Origin of the sequence: Roseibium algicola (assembly GCF_001999245.1) — a bacterium.
Classification (GTDB): domain Bacteria; phylum Pseudomonadota; class Alphaproteobacteria; order Rhizobiales; family Stappiaceae; genus Roseibium; species Roseibium algicola.
On sequence record NZ_CP019630.1, the window covers coordinates 4678425 to 4702606 of the forward strand.

28 protein-coding genes and 1 tRNA gene are annotated in these 24182 nt (G+C 58.5%); 12 read left to right on the forward strand and 17 right to left on the reverse strand.

The window, feature by feature from the left end:
* Positions 1 to 31: 31 nt before the first annotated feature.
* Positions 32 to 775, forward strand: a complete 744-nt coding sequence (locus B0E33_RS21625; protein WP_156912462.1) for a hypothetical protein — start codon at positions 32 to 34, stop codon at positions 773 to 775.
* A gap of 62 nt (positions 776 to 837) precedes the next feature.
* On the opposite strand, the gene B0E33_RS21630 is transcribed toward B0E33_RS21625, so the two are convergent.
* The 3 genes from B0E33_RS21630 to B0E33_RS21640 all read right to left on the reverse strand — a co-directional run bounded on the left by B0E33_RS21630 (position 838) and on the right by B0E33_RS21640 (position 4209).
* Entirely contained in the window at positions 838 to 1650 is an 813-nt protein-coding gene (locus B0E33_RS21630) for an arylamine N-acetyltransferase family protein (protein WP_077293525.1), read from the reverse strand.
* Between the two features lie 181 nt (positions 1651 to 1831).
* Positions 1832 to 2404 carry an acetolactate synthase small subunit gene (gene ilvN / locus B0E33_RS21635; RefSeq protein ID WP_023000590.1) on the reverse strand — a complete coding sequence of 191 codons (573 nt, stop codon included), beginning with the start codon at positions 2402 to 2404 and terminating at the stop codon, positions 1832 to 1834.
* Between the two features lie 29 nt (positions 2405 to 2433).
* Positions 2434 to 4209 (reverse strand): acetolactate synthase 3 large subunit, encoded by a 1776-nt coding sequence (locus B0E33_RS21640; RefSeq protein WP_055655364.1) that lies wholly within the window; start codon positions 4207 to 4209, stop codon positions 2434 to 2436.
* 270 nt (positions 4210 to 4479) lie between these two features.
* Between B0E33_RS21640 and B0E33_RS21645 the strand changes: the two genes are divergently transcribed.
* Both B0E33_RS21645 and B0E33_RS21650 read left to right on the forward strand, forming a co-directional pair.
* Positions 4480 to 4836 carry a hypothetical protein gene (locus tag B0E33_RS21645; protein WP_077292400.1) on the forward strand — a complete coding sequence of 119 codons (357 nt, stop codon included), beginning with the start codon at positions 4480 to 4482 and terminating at the stop codon, positions 4834 to 4836.
* An 80-nt stretch (positions 4837 to 4916) separates the two neighbouring features.
* Positions 4917 to 4992 (forward strand) — tRNA-Lys (locus B0E33_RS21650).
* Between the two features lie 129 nt (positions 4993 to 5121).
* On the opposite strand, the gene B0E33_RS21655 is transcribed toward B0E33_RS21650, so the two are convergent.
* On the reverse strand, positions 5122 to 5529 hold the full coding sequence (locus B0E33_RS21655) for a hypothetical protein (RefSeq protein ID WP_055655361.1): 408 nt from the start codon (positions 5527 to 5529) through the stop codon (positions 5122 to 5124).
* A 432-nt stretch (positions 5530 to 5961) separates the two neighbouring features.
* Here B0E33_RS21655 and B0E33_RS21660 point away from each other — a divergent pair, with 432 nt between their 5' ends.
* Complete coding sequence (locus B0E33_RS21660; RefSeq protein WP_023000594.1) at positions 5962 to 6678, forward strand: hypothetical protein; 717 nt, start codon at positions 5962 to 5964, stop codon at positions 6676 to 6678.
* Entirely contained in the window at positions 6656 to 7111 is a 456-nt protein-coding gene (locus B0E33_RS21665) for a hypothetical protein (protein WP_077292401.1), read from the forward strand. The genes B0E33_RS21660 and B0E33_RS21665 overlap by 23 nt, the downstream gene beginning before the upstream one ends.
* A gap of 4 nt (positions 7112 to 7115) precedes the next feature.
* On the opposite strand, the gene B0E33_RS21670 is transcribed toward B0E33_RS21665, so the two are convergent.
* From B0E33_RS21670 to B0E33_RS21685, 4 genes are all read right to left on the reverse strand, one after another.
* Positions 7116 to 7379, reverse strand: a complete 264-nt coding sequence (locus B0E33_RS21670; RefSeq protein WP_023000596.1) for a hypothetical protein — start codon at positions 7377 to 7379, stop codon at positions 7116 to 7118.
* Positions 7380 to 7937: 558 nt separating this feature from the next.
* Positions 7938 to 9212: a malonyl-CoA decarboxylase gene (locus B0E33_RS21675; protein ID WP_077292402.1), complete on the reverse strand. Its 1275-nt coding sequence runs from the start codon at positions 9210 to 9212 to the stop codon at positions 7938 to 7940.
* A 133-nt stretch (positions 9213 to 9345) separates the two neighbouring features.
* Complete coding sequence (locus tag B0E33_RS21680; protein WP_077292403.1) at positions 9346 to 10677, reverse strand: methyl-accepting chemotaxis protein; 1332 nt, start codon at positions 10675 to 10677, stop codon at positions 9346 to 9348.
* Positions 10652 to 11179 carry a PAS domain-containing protein gene (locus B0E33_RS21685; RefSeq protein ID WP_023000600.1) on the reverse strand — a complete coding sequence of 176 codons (528 nt, stop codon included), beginning with the start codon at positions 11177 to 11179 and terminating at the stop codon, positions 10652 to 10654. The genes B0E33_RS21680 and B0E33_RS21685 overlap by 26 nt, the downstream gene beginning before the upstream one ends.
* Before the next feature lie 451 nt (positions 11180 to 11630).
* Here B0E33_RS21685 and trhO point away from each other — a divergent pair, with 451 nt between their 5' ends.
* From trhO to B0E33_RS21700, 3 genes are all read left to right on the forward strand, one after another.
* Positions 11631 to 12473: an oxygen-dependent tRNA uridine(34) hydroxylase TrhO gene (trhO, locus tag B0E33_RS21690; RefSeq protein WP_077292404.1), complete on the forward strand. Its 843-nt coding sequence runs from the start codon at positions 11631 to 11633 to the stop codon at positions 12471 to 12473.
* 91 nt (positions 12474 to 12564) lie between these two features.
* Positions 12565 to 13152, forward strand: a complete 588-nt coding sequence (locus B0E33_RS21695) for a hypothetical protein (protein ID WP_077292405.1) — start codon at positions 12565 to 12567, stop codon at positions 13150 to 13152.
* A gap of 82 nt (positions 13153 to 13234) precedes the next feature.
* Positions 13235 to 13465 (forward strand): hypothetical protein, encoded by a 231-nt coding sequence (locus B0E33_RS21700; protein WP_023000603.1) that lies wholly within the window; start codon positions 13235 to 13237, stop codon positions 13463 to 13465.
* 222 nt (positions 13466 to 13687) lie between these two features.
* Here the strand turns inward: B0E33_RS21700 and B0E33_RS21705 are convergent, their stop codons facing one another.
* Both B0E33_RS21705 and B0E33_RS21710 read right to left on the reverse strand, forming a co-directional pair.
* A complete protein-coding gene (locus B0E33_RS21705; protein WP_077293526.1) occupies positions 13688 to 14578 on the reverse strand; it encodes an SMP-30/gluconolactonase/LRE family protein in 891 nt (296 codons plus the stop codon).
* Between the two features lie 133 nt (positions 14579 to 14711).
* On the reverse strand, positions 14712 to 15182 hold the full coding sequence (locus B0E33_RS21710; protein WP_023000605.1) for an Lrp/AsnC family transcriptional regulator: 471 nt from the start codon (positions 15180 to 15182) through the stop codon (positions 14712 to 14714).
* A gap of 183 nt (positions 15183 to 15365) precedes the next feature.
* Between B0E33_RS21710 and ald the strand changes: the two genes are divergently transcribed.
* Positions 15366 to 16505, forward strand: a complete 1140-nt coding sequence (gene ald / locus B0E33_RS21715) for an alanine dehydrogenase (RefSeq protein ID WP_023000606.1) — start codon at positions 15366 to 15368, stop codon at positions 16503 to 16505.
* A 210-nt stretch (positions 16506 to 16715) separates the two neighbouring features.
* On the opposite strand, the gene B0E33_RS21720 is transcribed toward ald, so the two are convergent.
* The 6 genes from B0E33_RS21720 to B0E33_RS21745 all read right to left on the reverse strand — a co-directional run bounded on the left by B0E33_RS21720 (position 16716) and on the right by B0E33_RS21745 (position 20880).
* Positions 16716 to 16988 carry a YMGG-like glycine zipper-containing protein gene (locus B0E33_RS21720; RefSeq protein WP_006932815.1) on the reverse strand — a complete coding sequence of 91 codons (273 nt, stop codon included), beginning with the start codon at positions 16986 to 16988 and terminating at the stop codon, positions 16716 to 16718.
* 193 nt (positions 16989 to 17181) lie between these two features.
* Positions 17182 to 17451: a YMGG-like glycine zipper-containing protein gene (locus B0E33_RS21725; RefSeq protein WP_023000608.1), complete on the reverse strand. Its 270-nt coding sequence runs from the start codon at positions 17449 to 17451 to the stop codon at positions 17182 to 17184.
* A 43-nt stretch (positions 17452 to 17494) separates the two neighbouring features.
* Entirely contained in the window at positions 17495 to 17764 is a 270-nt protein-coding gene (locus tag B0E33_RS21730) for a YMGG-like glycine zipper-containing protein (RefSeq protein ID WP_023000609.1), read from the reverse strand.
* Between the two features lie 50 nt (positions 17765 to 17814).
* A complete protein-coding gene (locus B0E33_RS21735; protein ID WP_055655348.1) occupies positions 17815 to 18084 on the reverse strand; it encodes a YMGG-like glycine zipper-containing protein in 270 nt (89 codons plus the stop codon).
* Between the two features lie 232 nt (positions 18085 to 18316).
* Positions 18317 to 19939, reverse strand: coding sequence for a glucose-6-phosphate isomerase (gene pgi, locus B0E33_RS21740; RefSeq protein ID WP_077292406.1), 1623 nt, complete (start codon positions 19937 to 19939; stop codon positions 18317 to 18319).
* Between the two features lie 149 nt (positions 19940 to 20088).
* Complete coding sequence (locus B0E33_RS21745; protein ID WP_077292407.1) at positions 20089 to 20880, reverse strand: delta-class carbonic anhydrase; 792 nt, start codon at positions 20878 to 20880, stop codon at positions 20089 to 20091.
* Positions 20881 to 21116: 236 nt separating this feature from the next.
* On the opposite strand from B0E33_RS21745, the gene B0E33_RS21750 reads away from it, so the two are divergent.
* The 3 genes from B0E33_RS21750 (at position 21117) to B0E33_RS21760 (ending at position 23396) form a co-directional block, all read left to right on the forward strand.
* Positions 21117 to 21734 (forward strand): PilZ domain-containing protein, encoded by a 618-nt coding sequence (locus tag B0E33_RS21750; protein WP_208997681.1) that lies wholly within the window; start codon positions 21117 to 21119, stop codon positions 21732 to 21734.
* Positions 21735 to 22031: 297 nt separating this feature from the next.
* Positions 22032 to 22991 (forward strand): PRC-barrel domain-containing protein, encoded by a 960-nt coding sequence (locus B0E33_RS21755; protein WP_075284425.1) that lies wholly within the window; start codon positions 22032 to 22034, stop codon positions 22989 to 22991.
* Between the two features lie 207 nt (positions 22992 to 23198).
* Complete coding sequence (locus tag B0E33_RS21760) at positions 23199 to 23396, forward strand: CsbD family protein (RefSeq protein ID WP_031269168.1); 198 nt, start codon at positions 23199 to 23201, stop codon at positions 23394 to 23396.
* A gap of 80 nt (positions 23397 to 23476) precedes the next feature.
* Here B0E33_RS21760 and eda read toward each other — a convergent pair whose 3' ends face one another.
* Positions 23477 to 24115: a bifunctional 4-hydroxy-2-oxoglutarate aldolase/2-dehydro-3-deoxy-phosphogluconate aldolase gene (gene eda, locus B0E33_RS21765; RefSeq protein WP_023000616.1), complete on the reverse strand. Its 639-nt coding sequence runs from the start codon at positions 24113 to 24115 to the stop codon at positions 23477 to 23479.
* Positions 24116 to 24182: the final 67 nt, after the last annotated feature.

A 24182-nucleotide genomic window follows, 5' to 3' on the forward strand; every position in this document is an offset into this window, starting at 1 on the left:
CAACACCAAGCGAGAGCAGGGACCCCGATCCATGTTGAATTTGAGCGGGCCTCAATTCGATTACGAGCCATATCCCGTTTGCTATGTAACAGATGTATTGCCGCCGGAAATGTACCGGTCACTCGTCGAGAGCTATCCTGACAAGGATCTGTTCAAATACATGCCAAACCTCGGGCACAAATATTCTCTGTCCGACATCAATAATCCGGATAACTACTACAAGTTCCTGTCAGAAGCACCTGATTGGAAAGCGTTTTACGATCATGTGAAATCCGAGAACTTCATAAACAACGTGCTGGATATGTTGGTCGCCAACAATATCGACCTGGGTCTGCGCCGGCTCAAGGTGATTGCGAAGGACGGGAAGCGGAAGGCCAGCCTGCTGAGTCGCCTCCGTCGCCAGACCGAGATCAGTGCCCGGTTCGAGTTCTCGATGATGCCGGCAAACGGCGGTCAGATCCTGCCGCACACCGACGCTCCGCATAAATTGATCACACTGGTTCTGTCCATGATGGAGCCGGGAGCCTGGGATCACGCATGGGGTGGTGGCACGGCGGTGTGCCTTCCCAAGGACCGGACGAAGGTCTTCAACCACATCAACAAGGCGATGCCTCTCGAGGATGTTGAAACGCTGAAGACGTTCCCGTTTGAGGAAAACCAGTGTGTCCTGTTCGTGAAGACCTACAATTCCTGGCACCACGTCGCGCCGATGACCGGACCGGACGACGCACCCTTGCGCAAGACGCTGACGATCAACATCGAGAGCAAGCTTTAGGGAAGGCGAGGCCTGTGGAAAAGCTGCAGGCCTCTCGGTATTGTGCTGCTGTTGCACCCAATTCAGTCGAGACGGGGCAGATCCCTCAATCGCAGGGCAATGGCTCGCACCGTGTCTTCGTCATATCCGAGGCCAAGGTCGTTGCGCATGAAGCGGCCAAGGTCTTCCGCTTCCTCGATCAGCCACTCCCGCTTGTTGCCGCCACCGACAAACCGGGCCCGGCCGTCCAGAAAACTGATGAAACCCCGATCCGTCAGCCGGTAGAATTTCATGCTGCCCGCAAAGGACTGCCTGGGCGAGGCGGCGCACAGGAAATTGGCGGCTTCAATGTCGACAGGGCGGACGTCTACCCGGTCAAATCCGTAGAGCGCGAACCAACCCTCCTCAGTCTGTCGTTCCAGTACGTGCTCTCCTGACGCAGCTTCAAGGCGTATCCTGTAGACTTGGTCGCGGACCTGCTGGCGTTCTTCTGAAATGCGCACGGGCTCGGCTGGAGCCTGGCCGCCGAACCCGGCATCGACCAGCCATTCGCTGCCATCACACGTCACGACATGGGCAAGGTGTGAGCGTGCTCCACCCTCCGCCGCCCCCATGCGAACCCGGGCAAGCACCTGCCGGGAGGAAAAACCGATGGCTGCCAGTGCGTCACCCAGCAGAGAGTTCAGCTCGAAACAGTAACCGCCGCAACGGTGTTGAACGAGCTTTTGCCAGAGGCTGTCCCGGCCAAGCTCCGGAACCTTGCCAAGAAAAGGCAGAACGTTTTCGAACGGGATTGCGCTGATCTGGGCGGCCTGCAGGGCTCGCAAGCCGTCCAGGGTGGCCGGGCACGTCTCCAGGCCAATCCGCTCAAGATAAATATTAAGATCGAAGGGCATGGGCAGGTTCTGTCCGGTTTCGAGGTGTCCGATGCATGTAGGCAAGTCTTCGGCTGTTGCCAAGGAACACGACGGCGGGAGTTCGCCCGACCTGCTGTGTGCCGTGCCTCAACATGGGCAGGAAAACAAAAAAGGCCCGCCGCACCGGATGCGACGGGCCTTGCGATCAGAAACCGATCTCTTAAAGGCCTTCCGGTCCGCGCTGAACGGCAGCAACGCCGGTGCGGGAGACTTCGACCAGACCGAGCGGTTTCATGATGGAGATGAACTGCTCGATCTTGGAGGTCCGGCCGGTGATCTCGAAGACGAAATGTTCCGTCGTCGCGTCGATCACGGTGGTGCGAAAGGCATCTGCAAGGCGCAGGGCCTCCAGGCGCTTTTCACCGGTGCCTGCCACCTTCACCAGGGCAAGTTCACGTTCCAGCGGCTTGTCCTGGTTGGTGCGTTTGGCGCGAACGGTCAGGTCGGTCACCCGGTGCACCGGCACCAGCCGGTCGAGCTGGTGGCGGATCTGCTCGATGATCATCGGCGTACCGGTGGTCACGATGGTGATGCGGGACAGGTGTTTCTCGTGTTCGGTTTCCGACACGGTCAGGCTGTCGATGTTGTAACCACGGCCGGAGAACAGGCCGATCACGCGGGCGAGGACACCCGGCTCGTTGTCAACGAGCAGCGATAGGGTGTGGGTTTCGATTTCGTTGCTGACTTCGGCCAGGAAATAGGCGGAAGGCGCATCAACATTCTGTGCGTTCATTTTCTTAAAGTCCTTTTGCCTATTTCACCTTAAACGAGCGACTTGCCTTCGGCGCTGATGGCGTTGGCAACCGCTTCGTCGTTGGCTTCGTCCGGCAGCAGCATTTCGTTGTGAGCCTTGCCCGAGGGGATCATCGGGAAACAGTTGGTCAGATTGGCAACGCGGCAGTCGAACAGGACAGGCTTGTCGACGGCAATCATTTCCTCGATTGCCCCGTCCAGATCGCCCGGCTTTTCGACCCGGAACCCGACCCCGCCGTAGGCCTCGGCCAGCTTGACGAAGTCCGGCAAGCTGTCGGTGTAGGAATGGGACAGACGATTGCCGTGCAGCAGCTGCTGCCACTGGCGCACCATGCCCATGTACTGGTTGTTCAGGATGAACACCTTGACCGGCAGGCCGAACTGAACGGCAGTCGACATTTCCTGGATGTTCATCAGGATCGATGCATCGCCGGCAATGTCCACGCACAGCGCGTCGCGGTGGGCCACCTGCGCACCGATGGCAGCCGGCAGGCCGTAGCCCATGGTGCCGAGGCCGCCGGAGGTGAGCCAGTGGTTCGGCTCCTCGAAGCCGTAGAACTGGGCCGCCCACATCTGGTGCTGGCCGACTTCGGTGGAAATGAAGGTCTTGCGGTGCTTGGTCAGTTCATAGAGCCGCTGGATCGCATATTGCGGCATGATGACGTCGCTGTTCGGCTTGTAGGCCAGCGAGTTGCGTGCCCGCCACTGATCGATCTGCGTCCACCAGTCCTTCATGGCCTTGGCGTCGGATTTCAGCGAAGAAGACCGCCAGATCCGCACCAGGTCTTCCAGCACGTGGGCGACATCGCCGATGATCGGCAGGTCGACATTGATCGTCTTGTTGATGGAGGACGGATCGATGTCGATATGAATCTTCTTCGAGTTCGGCGAGAAGGCATCGGTCCGGCCGGTGATGCGGTCGTCGAAGCGGGCCCCGATGCAGATCATCACATCGCAGTCGTGCATGGTCATGTTGGCTTCGTAGGTGCCATGCATGCCCAGCATGCCGAGCCAGTTGTCGCCAGACGCCGGATAAGCGCCGAGGCCCATCAGCGTGGAGGTGATCGGGAAGCCGGTCAGCGACACCAGTTCGCGCAGCAACTGGCAGGCCTGCGGGCCGGAGTTGATCACACCGCCGCCTGTATAGAGAACCGGCTTCTTGGCGTTGGCCATCAATTCGGCAGCCATGCGGATGCTGGAGGCATCGCCCTTCAATTGCGGACGGTAGCTCTTGTGCGCGGCAGCCGGGTTCGGCGTCGGGCCCTGGTATGTGCCGGTCGCGAACTGAACGTCTTTCGGAATGTCGACGACAACCGGGCCCGGACGGCCGGAAGTGGCGACATAGAAGGCTTCATGCAGGATGCGCGGCAGGTCGTCGACATCGCGAACCAGCCAGTTGTGCTTTGTGCAGGGGCGGGTGATGCCGACCGTGTCGCACTCCTGGAAGGCATCGTTGCCGATCAGATGGGTCGGTACCTGGCCGGAAATGCAGACAAGCGGAATGGAATCCAGCATGGCGTCGGTCAGGGCAGTCACCATGTTGGTGGCGCCTGGACCGGAGGTGACCAGGGCAACACCCGGTTTGCCGGTGGAGCGGGCATAGCCTTCGGCGGCATGGCCTGCGCCCTGTTCGTGCCGTACGAGAATATGCTCCAGACCTTCCTGCTGAATGATCTCGTCGTAAATGGGAAGCACAGCACCGCCCGGGTAGCCGAAGATCGTGTCAACTCCCTGGTCTTTCAGCGCCTGGATGACCATTTCGGCGCCGGTCATTTCCCGTGTCATTCGTTTCGTCCTTGCATTCTCGCCTGTGGATCAGGCTTTGGCTCACATAACTGTTTGTTCTTCTGTCAATCCTGCCCGATCGGGCGCGGACTGATAAAACACTGTCTGTCTGGCCCGACGCATGCGGCGTCAAAGATCCGGGCAGTGGTGGAAAATGCGTGGTCAGGAGGCGGGTACAAAAAAAGGCCCCTTTGGGAGCCTTGGTCGCGCGCCATCCTGTCCGTACGGGGTTATCCCGCCGCGGAGGCGCGCTTTCCTACTACTACTAGAATGAGCGACATTGCCATGTCGTCCCGGTCCTTTGATGCTGCAGGCCGTCTGGCCCGGTTCGACGTCGTTGTGGAACTCCCGAAACCGGGTTTGTCCCGCCAACCTGAGGCAAGCCGATATGACAGCGACTTCAACAAGCTGGCCCAAGCCCGTCACGTCTGCCCCGGTCTTGATGCGCCGCACCCTAGTCAGGCGGACAAAACCGGTCAAGCCTTAATTTCGAAAATTGCGCAAAAGATCGAAGATGTTTCTGAAAGTTGCCTTTCAGGCGGCGTTAATGAGCTTTCCTTCCGGCGGCTGCGGATTTTCTCCGGGTTGCGTTCCTCGCAGACCGGCCATGATAAAAAATTGTCATAAAAACCGTTGCGCCAAATCGGATCGCACTATATACACCCGCCATCCGACGTGCCGCGCGGTTCTCGCGGCCCTGTCGCTTTGGGTGTGTAGCTCAGTTGGTAGAGCAGCTGACTCTTAATCAGCGGGTCTGGGGTTCGAGCCCCCACTCACCCACCATTTTCTTCTCCTGGAAATTATGCAAATGCCAAGGCGCCGCGAGTTCGCGCCGTGCTTCTTATTGTGCATTTTGTCGAGATCTGTGGCCGCCGGTCGACGGCCACGAGATTCAGTGCGTGGTTGCTGCGATCAGCAGGGGAACTCGTTCGTGATGAATTTCGAATCCTTCAAGGTGGTGAAACAGGTGTTGCCGTCCTTGAAGTAGGTGTTCTCGTGGCCGCAGACCATTGTCTCGTCCCGGAAGCCCTGTTCACAAAACTGGCCGTCCTTCACTTCCCATTTCAGTGTTTTCTTCGCGGGCTTTTTACCCGTCACGGTCACCACGGCGATCTTGTTGCCGTTGTCGTTCCACTCGACAATCCAGTCACCGGCTTTCTTGCCGTTTTTTCCGTAGAAAATTCCTTCGATCTTGTTGCCGGACAAGATCTCGATCCGTTCGGCTTCTGTCATCGGCTTGGCTGATGCCGGAAGATCCTTGGCGATTGAGCCAGTTGAAATTGCACACATTGCAGCAAGCAAGAAAAGTTGCTTCATCATCGTGTTCTCCAATCAAGTTCAATATCAATCAACAAGTCCTTGCACAGTAACGTCTGAACTGTAGTTGTGCCCGGTGACGGTGACAACTTGATCAAAGGATGTGTTTGGCGGTGCGAATCCAAGAGGGACGATGACCCCTTCGTGAAGGGGAAATCCGGCCGCGTGGAGTTTCATTCGCACAGCGGTGGATAACCGGCTTGCCTTGCTAGCGGTGAATCTCCGGTTGAAAACTCCCGTTCTTTCAAACCGGTACCCGCAAGTTTTAACCTTGATATTTTTTCTTGTTTGACCGCCTTGGCAGACAACTTAACGTGCTGCCAAGCAGGGAAAATCGGTGCCTATTTAATCTATTGGCAAACAAGGCGATCGCCGCGTTTGACGCGGCCGCTCTTTGCAGGATGCGGATGAAGGGCAACATCAGACGGGACATCCATGCATAAACTGGATTTCGAGTTGGACAAGGCACAGCTGAAACGTGCCTGGGGCGTTATAGACAGGGAGTTTCAACGCCTGGGGCTGATGCTGCGCCGCGGGTCGGATTTCGATGTTGTCGAGGCCATGGCGGCGGCCAGCGGCCTGAAGCGGCTGGAGGGGCATTTTACCCCCAGTCTCAACACCTATACGCCTTCACAGGCGTTCTGGCTGGCGCTGGTGGATGAGGAAGACCGGATGGTCGGGCGGGTGTGCGCCCGTTTCGACAGAATGGCCTATCCGATGACGCTGACCGATTTCTGGCGCAAATATTTTCACCGCTGCTACCCGGATGCGGAGGGCGGCAAGGTTGTGCTGAGTGACAAGCAGCCGCGCGTTGGCCGGCGCATTACTGGCGACGTTGTTTATCTGGGCGGGACGGAAGTTGCCAAGGAGTGGCGCGGTTCGAAGCTCGGCGGCCTGCTCAACCAGATGGCCCAGATCGAGGCATTGGACGAGTGGGGCGCCGGCTTCTATTACGGCTGGGTGCAGGGTTTCAACTTCATGGACGGCTTCTGGCGCGACTGCGGCTTTACCCGTGCACACTTTCATGCACTGAACTGGGTTGAGCCGCTGCCTGGTACGCTGGATGCCAATCTGATTTTTGTTGCGAACACAGCTGACGATGTGTGCGATCTGATTGATAGGATCGCGAATGGACTTCAAGCAAAGTCATGAGGCAGAAAATCCGCGTGAACCCGGCACTGGTGCGGAATTTCACGAGGAGACGCTGCAGCGTCATGTCCGGCACACCTTCGCCCAGCTTGTTGCCTGTGCGCTGGATGTCGAACCAGGGCTCGCCTTCCATGGCGATCTGGTAGGCATCAGCAACACCCTGGCGATAGACAGAGGGCAGGAAGCTGGTCGGCGGACGTGGTGTTTCCGGGTCAAGAGCCTGTGGAAAGAACCGGCGGAAGGTGCTGTGCTTGCCCACAAAGGTCAGCGGCGGCACGTCACCCGGCTCGGCAGTCGGCAAGGTCATCAGCAGATACGGGCTCAGCTGCGTCATGCGGCTGTCCTGCACGATGATGCCTTCGTTTTCGCGCCAGGTCTTGAACAGAAACTGCGTCTTGTCTCCCGCCAATCCGTTTTCGATCAGCGAGAAGGGTAGCGGCTCAACAAAAGTGTTGATGCTCATGGACGCCTCCAAAGGGACTGGATTTCGGAAGAAACCCCTTCTGCATGGCTTCGGCATAGATGTCATATCTTGCCGCTGCCGCCAACTGGGCACGTTCGCCGTCGCTCAGCAGGCTGGTCTGGTCGTGGTCGAACAGATCGAAGCAATGGAAATCGAGCAGGAACAGACAGTCATATCTTGCTGCAATTTCAAATATTTCCAGGAATTCGAGCTGCTCTTTGGTGTATTGATCTTCGCTCATCCCTGCCGCCTTGTCTTTACATGTCATTTTTTGTTTTGCCTTTCAGACAATTTCCGGCGTCAAGAAACCCATTGAACGGTCTGCTCGCCTGGAAAGCGGCCGGCTTTTCCCGCCGGTACATCTTCCAGACGTCCCCTGATGTGCAGAGGCCGCTTCAATCCGAGATTGGTATGGATCCCGTTTCGCCAATCGCAGATTAGCAAAGAATTTTGCTGCACGCGAGATTTCTTCTTCAACTTTCCTTAGGTGTTACCCAAGAAGCGAAGAAGTAGTCGCCCGTGCACTGTCACGTCACCTGCAAGTTGACGGTTTTGAAGCCGAAGACAAGGCCAAGACAGCCGGAATCCACCTTTCCGGCAGCGTCAGGAAAACGCCGGGACCGAAAGCTATCGGTTGGGGAGGGGCGGCGGGAATCGCTTTGACCCCTGATGCGCCAAGCCCGGTTCCAGCTGTCGTTCTGATCAGGACAGTTAGCGCGCCAGGGTGGACGAATGGCGCCGGCTCGGCGGGCAGGGCACCGGCAGCATGAGCTGCGATTGGCTCCCGACCCGTGCGCCTTCACGCCTGTTGTGCAGCTTCCGCTTCGCGCAAATCCAGTTTCTTTGCGGCCGCGTCCAGAGACCTGATGTCCGAAGAGGCGACGATTTCCCCTGCCGCCGCATAGCGGTCGTGGTTCTGGGCCACCTTGCCGAGATCGTAGAGGTAATTCACCATCACGCCGGCAGATTGGGCACGGCCCTTTGCGGAGGTGTCGGCTTCTGCGTGGACGGCATGCACCAGTGCGCCGTTGCCCAGATGGAAGCGGGCCACCGGGTCAACCGGCTGTCCGTCCTCGCGGCGGGCAAACAGAAGATAATGCGCGGCGAGGGTGCGCAGCAACTTCGGGTCCGCGTCCTGAAAAGCAATGCCTTCCGCCGACAGCCATTTCGTCAGGCCAGGGATCGGCGACAGGGTGACGAAGGTTTTCAGTCCCGGCAATTCTGCCGAAAGATCGGCCGCCACCTGCTTGATCAGGGAGTTGCCGAAGGAAATGCGGGCCAGGCCTTCCTGACAATTGGAAATCGAATAAAACACGGCGGTACGGGCCGTGGCCGATGTGATGGGTTCCCTGTCAGCTGCCAGAAGGTCCTGGATGGAACCCGGGATGTCTGCGGTGAGCGCGACTTCCACGAAGATCAGCGGTTCGTCGGGCATGGACGGGTGGAAAAAGGCGAAGCACCTGCGGTCGCCAGGGGCCAGGCGGCTGCGCAGGTCTTCCCAGCTGGTGATTTCGTGCACGGCCTCATAGGCGATGATCTTTTCAAGGATATGCGCCGGACTTTCCCAGCTGATCGGCCGCAGCACCAGAAAGCCCCGGTTGAACCAGGAAATGAACAGGTGTCGGAAATCCTGGTCGAGCGCCTGCAATTCCGGATCGGCGCCTCCGAGGCGCAGGAGGTCGGCGCGCATGCGCACCAGTTGCTCGGTGGCACCGGGAATCTGGTTCAGCCGCCGGATCAATTCCTGGCGCTTGGGCTCCACAGCCGCCATGAAGGCCGTGTATGTCTTCCGGTTCGGGCTTGCCTCATAGGCATCCAGGGCAGTGCGCACGCCGGCCGGATCGATGTTCATGTCGTGGGCAAGGTGGCGGAAGAACTGCAGCTTGTCGCTATCCTCCATTTCCTGAAACCGTTGCAGGAGCGTGCTGGCCGCGGCAAGGCCCGTCACGTCGCCAGCCGTGCCGACAAGTGCGCTGACCAGATCCTCCATCGGCCGATTGTCGCGCCGGTCCGGCGCCGCTGTGCGATAGCGGCGCTCGAAGATGGTCGACAGCAGGTCGCCGAGAATGGTCATGTGGGCCTCCAGAACGTCCAGTGAGGGGTGGGCTCTGTCCTGAAGATAAGAGGTGTGAGGCTTTGACCCAATTCCCCAAAAGAGGCAATCCGGGTACGAACGCCCGGGTTGGATTGCCTAACAGCCAGTGTGCCTAGGCGGCTTCGCTGTCCTGCTGGTCGAGCGGGCCTTTCTTCAGCGATTTGAAGAAGGCCGCCACTGCTTCGGTGAGCTGCCCGGCGTTGGAGGACATGCTTTCCGCGGAGCTCAGAACGGTCTTGGAGGCCGCGTGAGTGGTTGCCGCATTCTGGGCGACACCATCCACAATTCCGGTCACCTTGTTGGTGCAGGCCACGGTGTTGGTCACGTTCTCCTGTATGGCCTGTGTCGCTTCCGCCTGCTTTACCGAGGCGTTGGAAATCATCGTGGTAATGGATTCGATTTCCGTAATGGTTTTGGAAATCGTGTCGAAGGACTGAGCCGTATCGCGGCTGGCCGCGTCGACCTCTTCCAAAGACTGGGTGATCTCCTGAGTCGCCTTGGCTGTCTGCGTTGCCAGTTCCTTGACCTCGGCAGCAACCACCGCAAAACCCTTGCCCATTTCACCGGCACGGGCCGCCTCGATGGTGGCGTTGAGTGCCAGCAGGTTTGTCTGGTCGGCAATGGAGGAAATCAGGTCGATGATCTCGCCGATAGCTTCGGCGGAAGTCCGAAGGCTGTTTGCCTTGTCCTGGCCTTGCGTGACCTGGATAACGGCAGCACGGGCGATTTCGATGGAGCGTTCGATCTGGCCGCTGATTTCGCTGGCTGTCGAGGACAGGTGATCGGCGGCGGATGCTGCCGCATTCACATTTTCGGCTGTCAGGTCGGCCGCGTCGGCAATGGCGGTCACGACTTCCGAATTGGAAACGGCAGAGGTTTCCATTTCCTCGGCCGTACCGGTCATCTGCTCGGCGGAAGCCATCAGGCTCTGGGCAATCTGGCTGATCTGGCTTTCAAAGGAATCCGTCGACTGGCGGAAGGCTCCGACCCGGCCCTTGATGGTCTCGATGGCCGTGTTCATGATTTCCGCATTCTGCAGATAGCTGCCATTAAGGCCACCTGGCTGGATGCGGCGGTAGTAGCGGTTGTTCTCGATTGCCGTCATCGAAGCGGCAGCCTCACGCAGGAAGGCGTCCGTCCGGTCGATCATGTGGTTCATGGAGGTCATCAGCTCACGGACTTCACCGGCTTCGGTGTAATCCTTGGCCCTCACCTCGAAGTTGCCCCAGCCGATCTGGTTGCAGACCTCTGTCGCAGCCACAAGCCCCCGCCGGGTCCGATGCACCGCGGTCAGCGCGAACAGCATGGCCAGCATGACGATGGCGCCACAGAGGACCGTAGCCATGGTCAGGCCCAGCAGGGCACAGACCACCGTCGCCGCGCCGCCCACCAGCGCGACACCCGACGCGATCGTGGCGTTAAAGAGTGTGAATGAGCTCGTCATAGCTCACGCCTTTCGATTGAAGGATCGATACCAGCTGATCGTGACCGGCCTGCATGCCGGTCTTGCGGTTGTCCGCCTGCTGTTCTGTCTGTCGCAGCTGGGCGTAAAGCGGGGTGATGATGTCGTCGACAATCCGGCGGTTGGGCACTCGGCGATTGGAATGATAGCCGATGATCTTGCCGCTCTCGCCATAGGACGGCGTGACATGGGCCAACACCCAGTAGTGGTCGCCGTTCGCGGACATGTTGACCACATAGGCGAAGATCTCTCCGCCGGCCTCTATCGTGTCCCACAGCAGCTTGAAGACACAGCGCGGCATGTCCGGGTGGCGGATGAGGCTGTGCGGCGCATTCTCCAGAGCCTTGCCATCGAAACCCGCAATATCCCGAAAGATGTTGTTGGCGTAGGTAATGCGCCCGCGCGTGTCTGTTTTCGAAACGATCAGGTCCCGTTCGGAAAAGAACCGTTCCACCCCCGTCGGGGTGACCTTGTACTGGGTCATCCTTGGTGCGCCCGCTCATGTTGGCAATTCAGGGTTAGGGTACGGTTGTGTGCTTAATGATCCTTAAATGAAACCGGATGAGGTTTGATTTTTAACTATATGAATTCATTCGTATTTCTAACGATGTCATCTTTCTCTGTAGAGAGTTTTGTTGAGGCGAATTGTTGTCGATCTTTTTGTTGCTCTGACGCTATTCTTCGATTCTTCCGAAGGGTTTGGGCGATGTTCCTTTCGACGAACTTCAATCGGCAAGTTCCGCGTTGCATGGCCCTTGGCGCATGTTCGGTTGTGCTCAGCCAAAACCTGCAGGGCGGCCTCGCCTGCAGAGAACCGGGTCCGAGAAACTGCGGACTTTTCAGAAGGGGGGCTTAGGCTGTATAGAGGGCGCCAATAGCCGGGTGGTGCTTTTGCCCCTTGGGCCCGGCGTCTTTCAAGAAACAGAACAAGCCCCATGAACGAATTTCTCGTTGCCGCCCTTTATATGTTTACGCCGCTCGACGACTTCGAGGCCATGCGCAGTCCACTCAAGGCCTATTGCGAGGAACGGGATGTGCGCGGGAGCCTGCTGCTTGCAGGAGAGGGTATCAACGGCACGATATGCGGGCCGGAAGCCGGTGTGCGAGAGGTCCTTGCGCATCTGCGGTCGGATCCGCGGCTTGCCGGGCTGAACCACAAGGAAGCCTGGACCCACCGACATGTCTTCAAGCGCATGAAGGTGAGGCTCAAACAGGAGATCGTGCGGCTTGCGGTTGACGGGATCGACCCGAACGAGATCGTCGGCGAATACGTCAAGCCGGAAGACTGGAATGCCCTAATCTCCGATCCGGATGTCGTCGTCATCGACACGCGCAACGACTACGAATTCGCTTTCGGCACCTTCGAGCGGGCGCTCAATCCGAAAACCCAGTCGTTCCGGGAATTCCCGGCCTGGGTGGACGGCGAAGACGAGCTTCAGAAAAAGCCGAAGGTCGCCATGTTCTGCACCGGTGGCATCCGCTGTGAAAAGGCGACGGCCTGGATGCTGAAAAACGGCTTCGAGGAAGTCTATCACCTGGAAGGCGGCATCCTGAACTATCTGGAGAAGGTGCCGGAAGCCGACAGCCTCTGGAAGGGCGAATGTTTCGTCTTCGACGACCGGGTGTCCGTCGACCATCAGCTGCAGCCACGCTGGGGAGAATGGATCCCCGAAGAGGCCCGTCACATCATCAATGAGGACACCGACTACGAGAAGAGTGCTCGCGCTGAAGCTGATGACGAAGACGTCGAACAGCAGATCGTCAGGGCCGTTTCTTAACGGATATTAACTTTTTCGCTTTAATGCCTTGTGGAACTTCCCTAAAGTCAGGGGTGCGGGAGATCTCCTGCGCCAGACTGGGGGAAAGTACATGCGTCACAGGTTCTGGAGCGCGCTTGCCGCGCTGATCGTCAGTCCGTTGGTCAGCACGTCCGTGCTGGCCGGGGGCAAGGCACTGTCCTGCTATGAACAGGCCACCGTGCCGGCCGTCTACAAAACCGTGAACGAGCGAGTGCTCGTCCAGCCGGCATCAAGCTACGTGGTGCAGAAGCCGGCCGTCTACAGTTATCAAGCCCGGCGTGTTCTGGTGCAGCCGGAGCAGGTCAGCTATCGCACATCGCCTGCCGTCTACCAGACACGGCAGAGCCGGGTTCTGGTTCAACCCGCCAGCGTCGGCTGGGAATACCGGGTCATCAACGGTCGCAACATCCTGTGCAAGGTGCAGAACCCCGCCGTTTATCGAACCGTCAGCCAGAAGGTTCTCGTGCAGTCGGCTTCACGTGTCGCAGTACGCCAGCCTGCCATTTACAGCTCTGTGAAGGAAAAGGTGCTGGTTCAGCCTGCCACGAGCTACCGGGTGCAAAAGCCCGCGGTTTACCAGACGGTCAGCCGTCAGGTGCTGGTTCAACCCGCCCAGACAGTCTGGAAGCCCGTAAAGGTGCGGGGTTGCCGCTACTAGGTGACTGGGTCAAGATCGGTTCCCTGTTCGTTTTCCGGAGCAGGTTGAAAGCCGGTTACCTGACCAGTTGTGGGGCTGAAACATGATTTGCACATTGATTGCGTCTTCCATCCTGCTCAGCATGGAGGACGGTTCCATGGCCGTGCTCATTCCCGAAAACCAGTCGGTCCGCATTTTCAACGAGCAATCGGTGAAGGGGGAAGGCGCCGTCGTTCACCTTTACGGGGAAACGAAAATCCAGGTGCCGGGTGTGAAAGCGGAGCAGATCATTGAGGCTCTCAGGGACTGCCAGCCTCCGAAAGATGCTGAATAACCGGCCCTAAACAACTGCCGTCGACAGACAGCAGTCAGGCGGGCCGCTCAAAAATTCGTCCCGGCATGGCCTCCGAGCCAAAGGCTCTCCCTCATCCTTAGGAAGAGAGATGTTTGTCTTCACCCTGATGTTGTGCCCGGGTCGGCGGAACGGATGACAGGCCAAATGTGCGGCAGGAGCCGGTTCCAGCAGAAACCGACTTGCCCAAGGCGTTGCTTTTGATCAGCTTTTTGCTGTCCTGAACCGGTAGGTCTTCAAGCCGGTCTTGCCGTGACCTTCCACCAGGAACAGGCCGCCTGACAATGTGTCGGGTTCGACCGCGGTCGGGTCGGCGGGCTGCTTGATGCTGGTGACGATCAAATGGTCCAGATCCGGGCCGCAAAAGCAGGGCATGGTGGGCTTGTCGACCGGAAGCTTGATGGCGGCAAGCAGGTTGCCGTCCGGAGCAAAGCAGTTGAGAACGCCGGCGGATACCCCTGCGCTCCAATAGTTGCCTTCGGTGTCGACCGCTGCGCCATCCGGCCGTCCGGTGTCGTTGGTCTGCTGGGCGTACAGCATCTTGGAGCCAAGTGCACCGGTCTCCGGGTCGAAGCCGTAATATTCGATCCAGCCGGGGGAGGTGTCGGAGTGGTACATGTAGGTGCCGTCCGGCGTCCACGCGAGCCCGTTGGAGCATTGCAGTTCGTCACGGATCTCGGCAACGTCGCCGCTGCCGTCGACCCGGTAAAGACCGGCTATCGGTTCACGCGGTGAGCTGGTGTCCATGGTGCCGACCCAGAAGGCCCCATCCGGACCGACCTTGCCGTCGTTCAACCGTGTGCGCGGCTCATCAGCCTGAACTTCCGCCAGAACCTCGCAGGCACCGCTTTCGGGATCGAACAGAACGATCTTGTCCCACACGCTGACAATCAGGCGATCGTCATCCGTCAGGCCGAAGGAACCGACCTCATTGTCGAATTGCCATGTGGTGATCTCGCGGCTGGCCCAATCCATGGACTGGATGGAGCGGCCCTGGATGTCAGCCCAGAGCAAGCGGTTCAATCTGTCGTCCCAGGTCGGACATTCTGCAAGCTGGTAAGTCGTATCGATGAAACGGGTGATCGTATGGGTCACCGGAGCGGGTTCCTTGAAAAGCCGGGCAGTTGAATGGATGCGGACTATACCTGCCAGTGCTGGCTGCGTCGAGACGCTGGATTTAGTGACGGAATTGCAGGCGGTTTGGTTGTGGACCGGTCCTGAAGGGAACTCATGTTTCGCCATTCAGGGGAATCGCCGTGCGTCTGACGATCGGCCGGATGGCGAAGGACGATTTCATTCTGAGAACGCCTGGGAGCTGGGCAAGGTGGTCGCGGTGGATGCGTTCGAAGTCGATCGGGTCACGGGCCGAGAGGCGCAGAATGTAATCGGCATCACCCGCCATCAGGAAACACTCCATGATTTCGCCGGACCGGGCCACGGCGCGTTCGAAATTCTCAAGCGTTTCCTTGGACTGACCGGTCAGCGAGATTTCCACGAAAACGTCCATGTGCCGGCCGAGTTTCTTCTGGTCCAGAAGCGCGACGTATTTTTCGATGATGCCGGCTTCCTCCAGCGCGCGCATGCGCCGCAAACAGGCGGAAGGGGAAAGCCCCACCTTTTCCGCCAGGTCCGCGTTGGCGATGCGGCCGTCGCTTTGCAGAACGTTCAGGATCTTTTGGTCGAGGCGATCGAGTTTCATTTTTGCTGCACCGCACATAATGCCGAGTTCAAGATAATACATAGCAGATAATTTGAAGAAATATCAATTCGACACAATAAAATTGCGCGTATTTGAATGGAGGCCCCCGGGAACGCAAGCACATTCGACGAAAACAGGCGTAAAATCGTCGGCAATCAATAATGCTTCCAGAGGAGTCGAGTTATGCGCATTGGTGTGCCGAAAGAAATCAAAAACCACGAGTATCGGGTTGGTCTGACCCCGAACAGTGTTCTTGAAATGGTGGCACATGGCCACGAAGTTGTCGTTGAAACCAATGCCGGTGTCGGCATCGGCGCCAGCGATGCCGACTACGAAGCAGCAGGCGCGAAGATCCTGGCAACAGCCAAGGAAGTCTTCGATGCCGCGAATATGATCGTGAAGGTCAAGGAACCGCAGGCCGTCGAACGCGCCATGCTGCGCCCCGACCACATTCTCTTCACCTATCTGCACCTGGCGCCAGACGCGGAGCAGACCGCGGACCTGGTAAAGTCCGGTGCGACCTGCATTGCCTATGAAACCGTTGTCGATGCTCGCGGCGGTCTGCCGCTTCTGGTGCCGATGTCCCAGGTTGCCGGCCGCCTGTCGGTGATTGCCGGCGCCAAGGCGCTGGAAAAGGCCCAGGGTGGCTCCGGCACGCTCGTGGGCGGTGTTCCCGGCGTCGAACCGGCCAAGGTCGTTGTCATCGGCGGTGGTGTGGTCGGCTCGCATGCCATTACCATGGCGCTTGGCCTCGGAGCCGATGTCACCGTTCTCGACCGGTCTACCGCCGTTCTGGGCAATCTCTCACAGACGTTCGGTCCGGCTCTGAAAACCGTCTATTCGACCAAGGCTGCCCTGGAGAAACATGTGCTGGAAGCTGACATGGTCGTCGGTGCGGTGCTGGTTGCCGGTGCGGCGGCTCCAAAGCTGGTCTCACGCGAGCTGGTCAGCCGCATGAAGCCGGGCTCGGTTCTCGTTGATGTTGCCATCGACCAGGGCGGTTGCTTCGAAACCTCCAAGGCAACGACGCATTCCGAGCCGACCTACATCATCGATGAAGTCGTTCACTACTGCGTCGCCAACATGCCGGGCGCCGTGCCGAAGACGTCCACCTACGCGCTGAACAACGCCACCCTGCCGTTCGCTCTTGCACTGGCAGACAAGGGGGCCAAGAAGGCGCTGCTCGATGATCCGCACTTCCTGCCAGGCCTTAACGTGATCGGCGGTCAGGTGACCTGTGAGGCGGTCGCAACCGCTCTCGGCTATGCCTACGTCGATCCGAAGGTTGCTCTTGAGCAGGCCAAGGAAAGCGCTGCAGCCTGATAAGGGGACTTCGCTTCAAAGATGAGAAAAGCCGGTCCGTTGGGCCGGCTTTTTGCTTTCGCAACGGGATTTTGGACTGACGTGACAGCGGTGAGCCCGTGACCTGCTGTTCGGCGCAACTCGCGTTGAAAATGTCGGTCTGTTTCGCAGGTTATTGCATTCCTGATTTCACAGGGGGGCAAACAAACCTTATTTGCTGTGCGAAAGGGGTTACGGGCAGCGGACCTTGTAAGGTGTGCCCTGTTCATCCGTGGCAATGCAGTTGCGTGGGGTGGTGACGACACCGATCAGGCCGCCTCCGACGGCGCCGAGAGCGGCGCCTGCAAGGGTCGCGTTCACCGTGGAACCGGCAACGGCGCCGATCGTGGCGCCCGTTGCTGCACCGAGACCTGCCCCGATCAGCATCCTGTCCCGTTGACTTTCGGTGTTGGCGCAACCTGTCAGCACAATGGCGAGACTTGCGGCTGCAAGGACGGATCTCATCCAGAACCCCTTGGCGAAAAACATGTGTGAGCCAAGGGTGGAGATCTATGGTTAACAGTTTCTTACCAAGGCGGATTTATCCAAGGCAGATCCTGAAAGCAAAACGGGCATGCCCATGAATCCATGGCCATGCCCGGTATTGTCGTTAAATTCGTCCGCTCTGACGATGGTCAGGACGACAGAGAGCCTGGCCTTACGGGCAGGCGACTCGGTAAGGGTTGCCATACCGGTCATGCGCCACGCAGTTTTTCGGCGTGGTCGCAGCGCCGATAACAGCGCCACCCGCAGCACCGATAGCGGCACCGGCGAGAACCGGAGCTGCACCGGCACCGGCGGCGGCACCGACAATGGCGCCGGTCGCGGCACCAAGGCCACCGCCGACAAGCGCGCGGTCTCTCTGGCTGCTTGACTGACAGCCGGCGAGGGCGATGGCCGCAAGGGCCACCAGCAGGATCTTTTTCATTTCGTAAACCTGTGAAGACCCGATTGACTCAGGTCAGTTGAGATCAGGGGCAGGCGACGCGGTACGGGTTGCCATACCGGTCGTAGGCGACACAGTTCTTGGGTGTCGTTGCAGAGCCGATGATGGCACCGCCTGCTGCACCGATTGCCGCACCGGCGAGGGCCGGGCCTACGCCGTTACCGGCGGCGGCACCGATCACGGCACCGGTTGCCGCACCAAGACCGCCGCCAACAAGCGCGCGATCCCTTTGACTGTCAGACTGGCAACCTGCCAGAAATGCGGCCGAAGCGGCAATCAGAAGGAGTTTCTTCATAGTTTTCTTCCCAACGGTCTATTACCGAAACGAAAAAGGATCGCTCCCGATTACGGGCAAGCGACCCGGTAAGGATTGCCGTAGCGGTCGTAGGCGACGCAGTTCTTCGGAGTCGTTGCACTGCCGACAATTGCACCACCGGCTGCACCGATTGCACCGCCAACCAGGGCGCCGCCGACATCGCCGGTTGCCGCAGCACCGATTGCTGCACCGGTTGCCGCGCCAAGACCACCGCCTACGAGGGCGCGGTCGCGTGAGCTATCGGATTGGCAGCCCGCCAGGGCAAGGCCTACTGCTGCGAGCAGAACTAGTTTTTTCATGAAATCAGTCTCCCTGTCGGACCGCAACCTTGGTGGGTCGAATGTATAAAATCATTCCAAGCCTAAGCTGCTTTGCACGTTGGGGCAATCTCTGTTTGCCGCAGCCGGCCCGTGTTCATCGTGAATACCAATAAGAGTTCTTCAACGATGTGAACCAGATAGGGCCGGTTGGGCAAAATTATGACGAGATCGCCTCACGTATTAACGCGTAAACAAAGGTGTGGTTCCCGCGTCAACTTTTCAGGGCGGCAAGCAAGCCTTTGGTCGAGGCGTCCTTGGAATCTGCAGAGACTTCGCCCTTGACCATAGGCAGCAGGGCAGTGGCCAGTTCCTTGCCCAGTTCCACGCCCCACTGGTCGAAGGAGTTGATTCCCCAGATCACGCCTTCAACGAAAACCCGGTGCTCGTAAAGGGCGATCAGGCGGCCGAGTGCGAAAGGTGTCAGCTGGTCATAGACAAGGGTCATGGAGGGCCTGTCACCCGGGAACACCTTGTGGGGTGCCAGACGATCGACTTCGTCTGCAGCCATTCCGGAAGCGCTGAGGAGTGCCTTTGCCTCGTCAAGCGTCCGGCCGAGCATCAGGGCTTCGGACTGGGCCAGGCAGTTCGCGACCAGAAGGTCGTGATGATGTTTCAGGTCTTCTTCATGGCCGTTGGCGGCAATCAGGAATTCACACGGGATGACAGTCGTGCCCTGGTGCAGGAGCTGATAGAACGCGTGCTGACCATTCGTGCCTGGTTCGCCCCAGACCAGTGGTCCGGTTTCCTCGGTCACGGGGCTGCCGTCCAGCTTTACGTGCTTGCCGTTCGATTCCATGTCGAGCTGCTGCAGATACGCGGGCAGGCGTGACAGGCGCTGGTCGTAGGGCAGGACGGCGCGGGCGGAAAGGTCAAGCGCGTCCCGGTTCCAGACGCCGATCAGAGCCATCAGAACCGGCAGGTTGTTTTCAAGCGGGGCTTCGGCGAAATGGGTGTCCATCGCATGGGCGCCGGACAGAAAGTCACTGAAGGCGTCCGGTCCGATGGCGATCATGAGAGGCAGGCCGATGGCCGACCAGACGGAATACCGGCCGCCGACCCAGTCCCAGAAACCGAAGACGCGGCTTTCGTCGATGCCGAAGGCGGCAACCTTGTCGAGGGCGGTGGAGACGGCGGCGAAGTGGTCGCCGACAGCCTCTTCGCCAAGAGTGCCGGCAATCCATTTGCGCGCGGTCTGCGCGTTGGTCATGGTCTCGATGGTGGTGAAGGTCTTCGAGGCAACGATGATCAGCGTCGTGGCCGGGTCGAGTTTTTCCAGCGTATCGGCAATATGGGCGCCATCCACGTTCGAAACGTAGTGCAGCTCCGGACCATCATGATAGGGGCTGAGCGCGATTGTCGTCATGACCGGCCCGAGGTCCGAGCCGCCGATGCCGATGTTGACCACGTCGGTAAAGGCGTCGCCGGTGGATGAGGTCAGTTCGCCGGAGCGAACCGCTTCGGCAAAATCCGCCATCGCGTCCAGAACCGCACGTACATCGGGCATCACATCCGCGCCGTCGACCAGAACCGGCTGGTCCGACTGGTTGCGAAGTGCTGTGTGCAGGACGGCGCGCTTTTCGGTGCCGTTGATCTTCTCGCCGGCAAACATGGCCGCACGCTTGCCTTCCACGTCCGCAGCGCGGGCAAGGTCGAGCAGCAGGTTGAACGCCTTGTCGTCGATCCGGGACTTGGAATAATCGAGCAACAGGTCGTCTGTGCTGGCGGAGAACGTGTCGAACCGGTTGGGGTCGGCCGCAAACAGTTGCCGCAGGGAGGTGCCCTTCAATTGTTCCGCCTGCCGGTTGAGAGCCTCAAATGCTGCTTCTAGCGCCATGAACAATCCTCTTAAATCGATTTAACAGCTTGTTTTCGCGCCGACGCGCGCGGGGCATCCATTAGCATACCCGCCCGGCGAGGGGGAGAAGAAATTCAAGGAGAATGCCGCCGGAAACAGGCAGGTGGATTCCGGCGGCTGAAGTCCAATCAATTGGAAATAGGGGCCAGCAATTCTGGGGCTGTCACAAGTTGGCGAATGCCGTGGGAATGGTCTTCCTTGAAGACATTGCCTTTTTCCGCCCAGGCGTTGAGCGAGTTGATGTCCAGCTTGGCGCATTGCGGATTCACGCTCCAGGTCACCTGGAGCGGGGAGCAAGTCGCCTGGGTGAAACTGGGCCCTGTTGTCGACCCGATGAAGGTGACCGGCGTACCCGTGCCTTCCGGCAATGACTTGGCCTGATGCAGGCCATTCACGATGTTGCCGTCATAATCGAAGTCGAGAAAGCTCAGTGCCTTGGGATCATTCACGACAAGGAAGACCTGGGCCTCGACACGAAGTTGCGGATTGGCGCAGGCATCGCTCAGGCAAGAACCGAGTCCTTCACCTGGGGTGATGTTGCAGGATGTATGCACCCAGTGGACTTCGATCGTGTCGCCGGGCTTGACGCCATGGAAAGCTGACCCGGCGGGTTCTGCCAGTTCAGCCTCGGTCAGGTCGGCGGTCTCGTTGCACTTGTAACCGCCATGATCGCCATCGCCGGCAAAGACGGTGAAGCCCGGCCCCTTGTGTTCCGCGTTGGTGTGCGTGTGGATGTTGCACAGGTTCAGCTTGTCGGCGGACGGCGCTATCGAGACAGAAGACGTGTTCAGTCCTGCAGTCTGCGAGATATCGCGTGGTGTTTGCGGGCCGAAACCCTGACAGAGCTCTTCTGCCTGAGCCTGGGAGAGAAAACCGAGGCCCACGAGGGCCGCAATTGTGAGTCCGATGTATTTCGCCATGGGAATCTCCTGCAAATGTGGTTGAGGCAGGCTGTTGGGCGCATTTCAAGAAAAGGTAGCCGAAGTGGCGCGGATGATTTGAACGCGCTTTTGATAGGAACACCAATTGCAAAAATTGCTCAGGGTAAATCACCGTTCAGGGCAAAAAGCCCGAAGTTGGCGGAAAACAACGATAAATTGAATTGTCAGACTGTATTTTAAGTGAAATGAAAGTTTGCTCAAGGTAAACTAAATCTATGAATTCCGAAAACAAATCACACGGTCTGACCCATCTGCTCGATCAACCTGATGCCGAGGAAGAAGTCCTCGTGGTTGATTTCGACAATCTCTCGGTCATCAACGCGGTTGCATCCAACGTCAGCGAGTGGGGCTTCCGGTTGACCTCTCCGGATATCGGCGAGCTTTACAAGAACATCGGGGTTCGGCCCAAGGATGCAAGCAAACTGGTGAAGGCTCACGTCACTTCCGTAAAGGGCAATGATGCCGCTGTGGTCTTCGCCAAGAGCGAGAAATCCGTTTCGGACAAGCGTCGCGAAAAACGGAACAACGTCAGCATTCCGGTAAAGATCGCAGACCTGGACGGAATTACGGAAATCAGTGGCACGATCGTTGATGCCGGCAAGAACGGTTGCCGCATAACTGCCAAAGGTCTGACAGCGCTTCCAGAGGAAGTTCTGCTGACGATGAAAAAATTCGAAAGGCCAGTCGTCGCCGAATTCGCCTGGCGAAATGACACCTCCGCCGGCATGCGTCTCTTGTGGGATCGGACGCTTGAGCAGGACGACGATCACGGAGACGACGACGAGACCGACGTCACCTCAGAAACGGATACCGAAGAAGCCCAGAGCGTCTGACATGGCCCGCTTATGCTGCGGTCGGCGTGTGTCCCAATCAACTCCCCACAATTGACTGAGCTTGCCGCGCGGGCGTGAAACAAAGCGCGGCGAGCGGTGGTTTCACGCGTCCATCCGTACCTTGGGTGCTGGGCGAGTTTTCCGCCTGTCTTCGAAAAGGCAATTGTCACTTTTTTCGAAAATTTAGTTTTTAAGCCGGAACTTCTTTCTTCCTCGGTTGTTCTCACAGTAACCGCCTCATCAATAGCAATACTGATGTTGCCGGCTTGGGAAATCACAGTGAGAGGAAATAATATTATGAAACGGATTATCACCGCTACCGCGATGTCCTTGATGCTGACAACATCACTTTACGCGGCAAACGAAGTAAAACCGCTCCAGACTTATGAATTCAATGAGTCTGCAAACATGAGTGATGTTCTTGCATCTGATCTGATTGGCATGCGGATCTACTCGGTCGAAGAAAACTATGACCGGTTCAACGAAGACTATCAGGCTCAGGCTGACGAAGAAAAAGACTGGGACGACATCGGTGAAGTCAACGATGTGATCCTTGGCTTCGACGGCTCGGTAAAGGCCGTTATCCTGGGTGTCGGTGGTTTCCTTGGTATTGGCGAGAAAGACATCGCCCTTCCGATGGAGCAGCTGAAGGTTGTCCGCGAGCAGGATGACGCCGATAGCTACTTCCTGGTGGTCAACGCCAACAAGGACGTGCTGACCAATGCTGCGGCGTATGAGAACCCGTATGCTGACGAAGCGGAAACGGCTGCCACACAGACTTCTGAAGGTATGGAGAAGCCTGCTGATACGGCAATGACGACGGAAACCGACACGTCGACCGAAACCGCGATGAGCCAGGATAGCGACGCCGGCGTGACGGCTGCTCCGGAAACTGCAATGGCGCCCCAGACCGATGCTGATGGTCGTGCGCTTCTGCCGCGTGCCGAAGTCGAGCGTGAAGGCTACACCGAAGCGGTTGTTGCCGAACTTACTGCCGACGATCTTGAAGGTGCCACCATCTACGACGCCAACGATGAAGACATCGGTGAGATCGATTCACTCATCGTGAGCCAAGACGGTACCATCGAAAAGGTCATCCTTGATGTTGGCGGCTTCCTGGGTATCGGCGAGCGTGAAGTTGCCGTCACCTTTGACGAGCTGCAGATCATTCGCAACGAAGACGGTTCGGACCTGCGCGTCTATGTAGGCGCCACCAAGGAAGAACTGGAAGCTCAGCCGGACTACGTCGCTGAGTAAGAGTAGTGGACTGCTCCGGGTGTCATCACCCGGGGCAGCCTGACACAGCGTTCGGTTCTATCGAGATCCTTCCCGATATACGGACGCCTATCCCGAGACAGATGGCTTCAACAGGCGTCTGTCACTTTCTCAAACCTCAACACATGCAGCAGTTGGCCGGAAGCCTCCGGTCGAGAAGCTGACTGCACCCTGACTGGAGTGATGAAAATGAACTGGGACATTATCGAAGGCAATTGGAAACAGGTTAAAGGCAAGGCCCAGGAACAGTGGGGCAAGCTGACCAACGACGATTTGGATCGGATCGAAGGCAATCGCGACCAGCTTGCCGGCAAGATCCAGGAGCTCTACGGCAAGTCGCGCGACGAAGCAGAGCGCGAAGTCGATGAGTGGGCAAGTCGCCACTGATCGTCGAACAGATGAAAAAGAGCCGGGCGATCCGTCGCCCGGCTCTTTTCGTTCGAAATTGCTGATCTGCTGGTTGCTGATCAGATTTTGAGGGCAGCAGCCGCCTTTGCACGGGTTTCAATGCCGGACCAGTCGTCCTCCGCAATCGCCTTTGCGTCGGCAATCCAGGAACCGCCAACGCACAGGACGTTCGGCAGTTTCAGATAGTCCGGAGCCTTGTCGAGACTGACGCCGCCGGTGGGGCAGAATTTGGCCGCCGCCAGCGGGGAGGAGAGAGACTTGAGGTAAGACGCACCGCCTGCCTGTTCGGCGGGGAAGAACTTCAGCCGCTCATAGCCGCGTTCCAGCAGGAACATGACTTCCGATGCGGTGGCTGCGCCTGGAAGCAGAGGCACGCTGTGCTGGTCGGCTGCGTCCAGCAGGTTGGCGGTTGCGCCAGGGGAGACGATGAAACGGGCACCTGCAGAAACGGCGGCATCATATTGCTTGCCGTCCAGCACCGTGCCGGCACCCACAATCGCGCCTTCCACATGCTCGTTGACCGCGTTGATCGCTTCCAGGGCATGGGCCGTGCGCAAGGTGATCTCGATGGCGGGCAGGCCGCCGCGCACAAGCGCCTCGGCCATGGGGACGGCCTTCCTGGGATCCTCCACGATCAGCACCGGGATCACCGGTGCCGCGCACATTACCTTCTCGATCTTTTCAATGTCCTGGGCCATATCGCCTCCAAAATCTCTTTCTTGTCGTCCCTGCACCGACCGCAGCCGGAGCAGATCGCAGACACTA

Excerpts from the sequence above, each read along its gene's own strand:
- B0E33_RS21665 (WP_077292401.1), top strand. The coding sequence starts at position 6,656 with ATGGACTTCAAGCAAAGTCATGAGGCAGAAAATCCGCGTGAACCCGGC.
- B0E33_RS21695 (WP_077292405.1), top strand. The coding sequence starts at position 12,565 with ATGCGTCACAGGTTCTGGAGCGCGCTTGCCGCGCTGATCGTCAGTCCG.
- B0E33_RS21700 (WP_023000603.1), top strand. The coding sequence starts at position 13,235 with ATGATTTGCACATTGATTGCGTCTTCCATCCTGCTCAGCATGGAGGAC.
- B0E33_RS21670 (WP_023000596.1), bottom strand. The coding sequence starts at position 7,379 with ATGAGCGAAGATCAATACACCAAAGAGCAGCTCGAATTCCTGGAAATA.
- B0E33_RS21745 (WP_077292407.1), bottom strand. The coding sequence starts at position 20,880 with ATGGCGAAATACATCGGACTCACAATTGCGGCCCTCGTGGGCCTCGGT.
- B0E33_RS21655 (WP_055655361.1), bottom strand. The coding sequence starts at position 5,529 with ATGATGAAGCAACTTTTCTTGCTTGCTGCAATGTGTGCAATTTCAACT.
- ald (WP_023000606.1), top strand. The coding sequence starts at position 15,366 with ATGCGCATTGGTGTGCCGAAAGAAATCAAAAACCACGAGTATCGGGTT.
- B0E33_RS21730 (WP_023000609.1), bottom strand. The coding sequence starts at position 17,764 with ATGAAGAAACTCCTTCTGATTGCCGCTTCGGCCGCATTTCTGGCAGGT.
- trhO (WP_077292404.1), top strand. The coding sequence starts at position 11,631 with ATGAACGAATTTCTCGTTGCCGCCCTTTATATGTTTACGCCGCTCGAC.
- B0E33_RS21725 (WP_023000608.1), bottom strand. The coding sequence starts at position 17,451 with ATGAAAAAGATCCTGCTGGTGGCCCTTGCGGCCATCGCCCTCGCCGGC.
- B0E33_RS21750 (WP_208997681.1), top strand. The coding sequence starts at position 21,117 with ATGAATTCCGAAAACAAATCACACGGTCTGACCCATCTGCTCGATCAA.
- B0E33_RS21760 (WP_031269168.1), top strand. The coding sequence starts at position 23,199 with ATGAACTGGGACATTATCGAAGGCAATTGGAAACAGGTTAAAGGCAAG.
- B0E33_RS21735 (WP_055655348.1), bottom strand. The coding sequence starts at position 18,084 with ATGAAAAAACTAGTTCTGCTCGCAGCAGTAGGCCTTGCCCTGGCGGGC.
- B0E33_RS21710 (WP_023000605.1), bottom strand. The coding sequence starts at position 15,182 with ATGAAACTCGATCGCCTCGACCAAAAGATCCTGAACGTTCTGCAAAGC.
- pgi (WP_077292406.1), bottom strand. The coding sequence starts at position 19,939 with ATGGCGCTAGAAGCAGCATTTGAGGCTCTCAACCGGCAGGCGGAACAA.
- B0E33_RS21660 (WP_023000594.1), top strand. The coding sequence starts at position 5,962 with ATGCATAAACTGGATTTCGAGTTGGACAAGGCACAGCTGAAACGTGCC.
- B0E33_RS21630 (WP_077293525.1), bottom strand. The coding sequence starts at position 1,650 with ATGCCCTTCGATCTTAATATTTATCTTGAGCGGATTGGCCTGGAGACG.
- B0E33_RS21675 (WP_077292402.1), bottom strand. The coding sequence starts at position 9,212 with ATGACCATTCTCGGCGACCTGCTGTCGACCATCTTCGAGCGCCGCTAT.
- B0E33_RS21645 (WP_077292400.1), top strand. The coding sequence starts at position 4,480 with ATGAGCGACATTGCCATGTCGTCCCGGTCCTTTGATGCTGCAGGCCGT.
- ilvN (WP_023000590.1), bottom strand. The coding sequence starts at position 2,404 with ATGAACGCACAGAATGTTGATGCGCCTTCCGCCTATTTCCTGGCCGAA.
- B0E33_RS21640 (WP_055655364.1), bottom strand. The coding sequence starts at position 4,209 with ATGACACGGGAAATGACCGGCGCCGAAATGGTCATCCAGGCGCTGAAA.
- B0E33_RS21720 (WP_006932815.1), bottom strand. The coding sequence starts at position 16,988 with ATGAGATCCGTCCTTGCAGCCGCAAGTCTCGCCATTGTGCTGACAGGT.
- B0E33_RS21625 (WP_156912462.1), top strand. The coding sequence starts at position 32 with ATGTTGAATTTGAGCGGGCCTCAATTCGATTACGAGCCATATCCCGTT.
- eda (WP_023000616.1), bottom strand. The coding sequence starts at position 24,115 with ATGGCCCAGGACATTGAAAAGATCGAGAAGGTAATGTGCGCGGCACCG.
- B0E33_RS21685 (WP_023000600.1), bottom strand. The coding sequence starts at position 11,179 with ATGACCCAGTACAAGGTCACCCCGACGGGGGTGGAACGGTTCTTTTCC.
- B0E33_RS21755 (WP_075284425.1), top strand. The coding sequence starts at position 22,032 with ATGAAACGGATTATCACCGCTACCGCGATGTCCTTGATGCTGACAACA.
- B0E33_RS21680 (WP_077292403.1), bottom strand. The coding sequence starts at position 10,677 with ATGACGAGCTCATTCACACTCTTTAACGCCACGATCGCGTCGGGTGTC.